The organism is Kitasatospora sp. NPDC004240 (genome assembly GCF_053603215.1).
The window spans coordinates 1-6,400 of record NZ_JBSGFD010000314.1; the positions used below are offsets into that span (position 1 = coordinate 1).

The following is a 6,400-nucleotide window of genomic DNA, read 5'->3' on the forward strand; positions in this document are numbered from 1 at the left end:
GTGGTCGCGGGCGAACAGCGCCCGGCGGGTGAGCGGGACGGGCCCGCAGAACGGGACCCGCTTCGTCCGGCCGCCGCGGCCCCGCAGCCCGTACCGGTGCAGCACGTGCCGGCCGGCGCGGCGGACGCCCTCGACCGTGCCGACGGCGCGGTCGACCGGCTGCTCGACTCCGGCCGCGACCCCGGGGACATCCTGGTGCTGACGGTCGGCGGGGCACACCCGTGGGCGCAGCACGAGCTGTCCTTCGGCGAGGCGCGCTACTGGGCGCAGCTGGCCGAGGGCGGTGACGTCTTCTACGCGGACGCGTTCTTCGCGGACGCCCTCCCTTCGGGCGAGGCGCCGTCCCGTGTGGCGCGCCGTGAGGTCGTGGTCCTGGTCGTCAACGAGGGGCGGGCCGGGTCCGGCCGCGCCGCCGCCGGTCGGGCCGCCGAGGCGTTCGACCGGGCGCTCGGCCACGCGACCGCGCTGGTCGTGGTGTGCGGCGACGCCGGTCCCGCCGTGACGAAGGCCGTCGCGGCCGGCACCCCGGCGGGTCGTCCGGTCTCCGCCTGACCCGAGCGGTCTCCGCCCGACGTGGGTGGACGGGGGCCCGGCCGTACGGCCGGGCCCCCGTCCGCACGTCCGGCCGTGGACGGACCCGGCCGCCCGCCAGGTGCCGTCGCGCACCCGGCGGGGCCGGGGCGTCTGCCCGGCCTGCCCCGCCTTGGTCGGGTCCGGGTGCCGTGGTGCTCGGTGCACCGGTGACTCCGCGTACCGGCCCGCCCTCGGGCGCGTACGGACGCCAGGGTTGCGGTCGTGCCCCGCTCGGTCGTGTCCGACGGCGGGCCGTCCGTCGTCCCCCGCTCAGTCGTCACCGTCCGTCCGGACATGGCGCCGGACGTCGTCCCCGGGCGGGCCCCGGGGGCCCGCCCGGGTGGTCAGCTGCCGGCCGCGCGCCGGGCGGGCTCGACCGACGGCACGACCGTGGGCGTCCACGGGCGCTCGGACTGGCGGCCGCGGTGCGCGCGCTCGGTCCGCGCCGCCCGCTCGCCGGAGGGGCGCTGCTGGAGCTGGCCTTCGAGGGCCGAGCGCGGTGGCAGCTCGGTCACCGTGTGGACCGGGCCCTCCGCCCAGGACCCCGCGTGCGGATTGCGTCCGCTGCGCTCCTCGCCGAGGATCTGCCACCCTGCCGGGGTGAGCGTGATGTAGGCGCCGCACCGCAGCCCGTGCAGGGTCGCGGCGTCGCGCAGCGCCCACATCCAGGCGCCGTCCTGCTCCGTCCAGCCGGCCGCGCCGTCGCGGCAGCGCATCAGCACGGCCGTCCGGGTGGGGCTCGTGAGCCGCAGGTCGTGCGGGGTGACCTGGCGCAGGTGGGAGAGCAGCGCGTTGCGGTGCTGCCAGCCGTCCGTGTGGTGCGGCCAGGGGGCGAAGGAGGCCGAGGCGGTCAGCCGCTGCCGCGCGTCCAGGACACCGATCACGACCGTGCCGGGTTGTGGCAGGTGGCGTTGGTGGAGCTCCAGGACGAAGTCGTGGGGATCGCGCAGCAGCGGGACGTCCGAGGCGGTCCAGGTCTCCAGGTCGATCACACGTCTGGGACCGGAACTCCGGGCGAGGGGATACTGACCTCGGCCGATACCGTTGATCACGATCCTCCTTCCCGACCCACGGGCGTGGGGGCACCTGCGTACGCCGAAGACCGGGTCCGCCGGACCAGGTTCTGGGTACCTCCCAATTCTCATGGCAGAGGGGGCGGACCGGCAACGATGAAATGATGAACGCCGCCCGATAGCCCACCTTCTGCCGGATATATTCCACGGTGGCGCGAGCGCCACTCAGGCATCGCCGGATTGTGATCCAGCCCGCTCCCACGGTGCTGCCGACTGTGGTCCGCAACTGGTCATCCCCTCCCCCCGCTGGTCAGCTCCGTGTTTTCCCGTGGAGCGCATTCGTCCGTTCGGGTGGCCCCGGTCGGTCCGCTCCCGTTTTCGGCCCGTTCTTCTCCTCTCCGCGCCCTCCTTCGCGAACGTCACCGGCCCGCCCTCCGCCAGGCAGGGGCCGCCCCGGGCGGGCCGTCCCCTGCCACCGCGCCCCCGGGAGGCCGGTCCGGTCAGGCCTGCACGGCCAGCACCAGGGGCAGGACCGCGCTCGCACCGGCCCGGCGCAGCAGCCGGGCGGCGACGGTGACCGTCCAGCCGGAGTCGACGAGGTCGTCCACCAGCAGGACCGGCCCGCCGGCCTGTGCCACCGCGGCCTCGACCTCCGGCGGCAGCACCAGGGCACCGGCCAGCGAGTACAGCCGCTGGGCGCTGTTGCTGCGGGAGCCGTGCGGTGGCCGGCCTCCCGCGTACTCGATCCGGCCGAGCAGCGGCAGCCGGCCGATCTCGGCGATCCGGGCACCGAGGCCGCCGACCAGCCGCGGGCGGGTGGCGGAGGTCATGGTGACCACGCCGACCGGTCGGTCGAGGCGGGTGCCCTCGGTCGTCGCGGGGCCGGCCCAGCCGCCCGGACCGCGGGCCCAGTCGGCGAGGACGGACACCAGCGCGTCGACCACCTCGCCGGGGACGGCGGTGTCGGGCGCCTGCTCGGCGAGCAGCGTCCGCAGCCGGTTGCCCCAGCCGATGTCGGACAGGCGCCCCAGGGCCCGGCCGGTCTCGGCCTGCTCGCCGGCCGGGATGCGGCCCTTGAGCGGGACGCCCAGGGACTCCATCCCGGTGGGCCACAGCCGGCGGGGCTCGAAGCTGACCCCCGGCCTGCCGAGCGCCGCCCGGGCCGCGGCCAGCGCCGCCTCGGAGACGTCCGGGGAGTGCCGGGGGCCCGCGCAGTTGTCGCACCGCCCGCAGGGCGCCGCCTGCTCGTCGTCCAGCTGCCGCCGCAGGAACTCCATCCGGCAGCCGGTGGTGCCGGCGTACTCGCGCATCGCCTGCTGCTCGGCCTTCCGGGAGGCGGCGACCTTGGCGTACCGGGCGGCGTCGTACGCCCAGCTCTGCCCGGTGGCCGTCCAGCCGCCCTTGACCCGGCGGACCGCCCCGTCGACGTCGAGCACCTTGAGCATGGTCTCCAGCCGGGCCCGGCGGAGGTCCACCCGGGGCTCCAGGGCGGCCGTCGACAGCGGCCGGCCGGCCTCGGCGAGCGCGTCGATGGTCCGCCGGACCTGCTCCTCCGGCGGGAACGCGAGCGAGGCGAAGTAGCGCCAGATCGCCTCGTCCTCGCGGCCGGGCAGCAACAGCACCTCCGCCCGGTCGACCCCACGCCCGGCCCGGCCGACCTGCTGGTAGTAGGCGATCGGGGAGCTGGGCGAGCCGAGGTGGACCACGAACCCGAGGTCGGGCTTGTCGAAGCCCATGCCCAGCGCGGAGGTGGCGACGAGGGCCTTGACCCGGTTGGCCAGCAGGTCCGCCTCGGCGGTGCGCCGCTCGGCGTCCTCGGTGCGGCCGGAGTAGGACGCCACCGCGAATCCGCGCTCGCGCAGGAAGGCCGTCACCTCGTCGGCCGCGGCCACCGTCAGGGTGTAGACGATGCCCGACCCGGGCAGCCGGTCCAGGTGGTCGGCGAGCCACGCCAGGCGGTGGGCGGGGTCCGTCAGCGACAGGACGCCGAGGGTGAGGCTCTCCCGGTCGAGCGGTCCGCGCAGCACCAGCGCGTGCTCGTCGCCGGCTCCGGTGCCGAGCTGCTCGGCGACGTCGGCGGTCACCCGGGCGTTGGCGGTGGCGGTGGTGGCGAGCACCGGGACGCCCGGCGGGAGGTCGGCGAGCATGGTGCGCAGCCGTCGGTAGTCCGGCCGGAAGTCGTGACCCCAGTCGGAGATGCAGTGGGCCTCGTCGACCACGAGCAGGCCCGTGGAGGCGGCGAGCTTGGGCAGGACCTGGTCGCGGAAGTCGGGGTTGTTCAGCCGCTCCGGGCTGACCAGCAGGACGTCCACCGCGCCGGCGGCGACCTCGGCCTGGACGGCGTCCCACTCGTCGGTGTTGGCGGAGTTGATGGTGCGGGCGTGGATCCCGGCCCGGGCCGCCGACTCCACCTGGTTGCGCATCAGGGCGAGCAGGGGAGAGACGATCACGGTCGGGCCCGCGCCCCGGCGGCGCAGCAGGGCGGTGGCGATGAAGTAGACGGCGGACTTGCCCCAGCCGGTGCGCTGCACGACCAGGGCCCGGCGGTGGTCGACGACGAGGGCCTCGATGGCCAGCCACTGGTCCTCGCGCAGGACGGCGGCGGGCCCGGCCAGCTCGCGCAGCACGGCCTCGGCCAGCTCCCGGACGTGGGTGCGGTCGTCGGCCGTCGCGGCGCTCCGGCCGGCGGGGGTGTGGTGGGTCTCGGGCTGATCCATGGCGTCCATGTAACCCCGAGACGCCGACAACGGGCGAACGGCGGTGGCTTCCGGGCAGGTTCGAGGTGGCCCGGAATTCACCGGATGTTCTGCTGATCGGTCGTCACATGTGCTCTGTCGGAGTGGCGGGCATTAGCCCGAACAGGTCTAAGTCATATCCGTAGGACCGGTTTATCCACAGGAAAAGGGGAGTTTCAAAAATTTCGGCGGAGTCGGTGCAGTCTTCCGGCCATGCGAAACGAACACGACACCCGACCCGTCCGTCCCGTTCCCGGCACGCAGTCGGTCACCATGCGCGGCCCCGCCGACATGGCCGAGCTGCTGCCCTACCTCATGGGGTTCTTCCCCGACGACAGCGTCGTGGCGGTCGGCCTGCAGGGGCCCGACCTCCACCAGGGAGGAGTGATCAGGCTCGACATCCCCGACGGGGCCGCGCAGTGGCCGGCCGTCGCCGCCGAGACGGCCGACCTGCTGATCGGCCTCTCCGCCCAGCGCGGGCCCGGCCCGGAGCAGGTGCTGCTCTACCTGTGCCGGGATCCCGGGGAGGAGGACGACGGCCCGGTCGTCGACCGGCTGGGACCGCTCGCCGACGCCCTGCGCGAGTCCTTCGAAGGGCGGGGCGTGCTGGTGAAGGAGTCGCTCTGCGTCTCCGGGGGCCGCTGGTGGTCCTTCCTCTGCCGGGGCGACGACTGCTGCGATCCGGCGGGGCACCCGATCCGCCGCACCACGCGGGAGCCCGGACCGGTCGCCGCCGCGGCCGCCTTCGCCGGACTGGCGCCACGGGGCAGCCGCAAGGCGATCGTCGCGGGCCTGGCCCCGGTCGGCCCGCCCACCGCCGAGGGCCAGCGCCTGGCCTTCGCCCGGGTCCTGGCGGCCGTGCCCGGGGGAGCGCCCCGGGAGGCGGACGCCGCCACCGGTCCGGGCGCCTCCGGGGAGCAGGTCGCGGGGCTGCTCGACCAGGCCGTGGCGGAGTTCACGGCCGGGGCCCGGGAGCTCGACGAGGAGCGGACGGCGCGGCTGCTGGTCGCCCTCCAGGACCGGCGGCTGCGCGACCGGGCCGCCGAGTACGCGGAGCCGAGCGAGCTGGCCCCGGCGCAGCGGCTGTGGCGCTTCCTGGCCCGACGCTGCGTGCCGCCCTACACCGCGTACGCCCCGCCGCCGCTCACCCTGCTGGCGTGGACGTCCTGGATCGCCGGTGACACCGCGACGGCCCGCGTGGTCCTGGCCCACGCCCTGCGGATCGACCCCACCTATCTGCTCGCCCAGCTGCTCTACGAGGCGCTGAACGGCGGTCTGTCGCCGGAGCTGCTCCTCGAGGGCGTCCGGGCCGAGCGGGCCCGCCGGGCGTCCGCCGCCCACCGGCGCACTCCGGCCGCTCCGGCCCGCCCGTCGCCCGGGCCGGGCCCGGAGCCCGCCGACGGCGAGGAGCCGACGCCGGACGGACCGAGCGGTGGAGCACCGGCGCACGGAGCCGTCCGCAGGCCGGTCGTCGTCGCCGACTCCGGGGACGAACCGCACCGGGCGCCCGCCGTCGCGGACACGCCCACTGCTCCGGGGGCGTCCGACCCGGCCGCGTCGGAGGACGGCGCCGAGGGCCCGGAGAGGGCCGGGCCGTTGGGCGGACCCGTGGCGGTGAGGCCCGGGTGCGCCCATGTCCAGGCCCACCGGGTGCCGGGCTGTCGCCCCGCGCTCCGCCCCGGTCGGGCGTGCGGTGGGCAGGACGGCGGCAAGGTCCGGTCGGGGCGCGTGCCCCGGCAGGCCACCGTCACGGGTGAGGTACGCGGCAGGTGCGCGGGCGTCCGCGGCCGGACGAGAGGGGCCCGTCGTGGGAGCTGATCCGCGGCGAGGTACCCGCGGAGCGGCGCCGCCCGTCGGCCGGGGCCGGCCCTTCGGCCGACGGGCACGGGCCGGTGGGCGGCCCGCTCCCCGGCCGGGGCCGGCCGCGCCCGCCCGTGCGGTGCATCGGACCACGCCGGTACGGTGGCCGGCCCCGCGGGCGCGGCCGCTAGACGAGTAGTTCCGAAGTCGGTCAGTGGTCGTAGGCGATCAATGAGCGGGTGACGGGTTGGCCGGTGGTGCGGTTGTGCCAGATCGCGC

Annotated in this window: 4 protein-coding genes; 2 read left to right on the forward strand and 2 right to left on the reverse strand. The window is 76.3% G+C overall.

The genetic code is table 11. The annotated features are described in order from the left end of the window. The gene (locus tag ACWEQL_RS39940) at window positions 1-552 is read left to right on the forward strand and encodes a hypothetical protein (protein WP_452156128.1); all 552 of its coding nucleotides are present in this window, start codon (window positions 1-3) and stop codon (window positions 550-552) included. A gap of 365 nt (window positions 553-917) precedes the next feature. On the opposite strand, the gene ACWEQL_RS39945 is transcribed toward ACWEQL_RS39940, so the two are convergent. Together ACWEQL_RS39945 and ACWEQL_RS39950 are read right to left on the reverse strand one after the other, a co-directional pair. Further along, complete coding sequence (locus ACWEQL_RS39945; protein ID WP_452156130.1) at window positions 918-1,625, reverse strand: hypothetical protein; 708 nt, start codon at window positions 1,623-1,625, stop codon at window positions 918-920. 461 nt (window positions 1,626-2,086) lie between these two features. Continuing rightward, complete coding sequence (locus ACWEQL_RS39950) at window positions 2,087-4,312, reverse strand: RecQ family ATP-dependent DNA helicase (RefSeq protein ID WP_452156132.1); 2,226 nt, start codon at window positions 4,310-4,312, stop codon at window positions 2,087-2,089. Window positions 4,313-4,534: 222 nt separating this feature from the next. Here ACWEQL_RS39950 and ACWEQL_RS39955 point away from each other — a divergent pair, with 222 nt between their 5' ends. Then, window positions 4,535-6,139 carry a DUF4192 family protein gene (locus tag ACWEQL_RS39955; protein ID WP_452156134.1) on the forward strand — a complete coding sequence of 535 codons (1,605 nt, stop codon included), beginning with the start codon at window positions 4,535-4,537 and terminating at the stop codon, window positions 6,137-6,139. Window positions 6,140-6,400 lie beyond the last annotated feature (261 nt).

Excerpts from the sequence above, each read along its gene's own strand:
- ACWEQL_RS39955 (WP_452156134.1), top strand. The coding sequence starts at position 4,535 with ATGCGAAACGAACACGACACCCGACCCGTCCGTCCCGTTCCCGGCACG.
- ACWEQL_RS39950 (WP_452156132.1), bottom strand. The coding sequence starts at position 4,312 with ATGGACGCCATGGATCAGCCCGAGACCCACCACACCCCCGCCGGCCGG.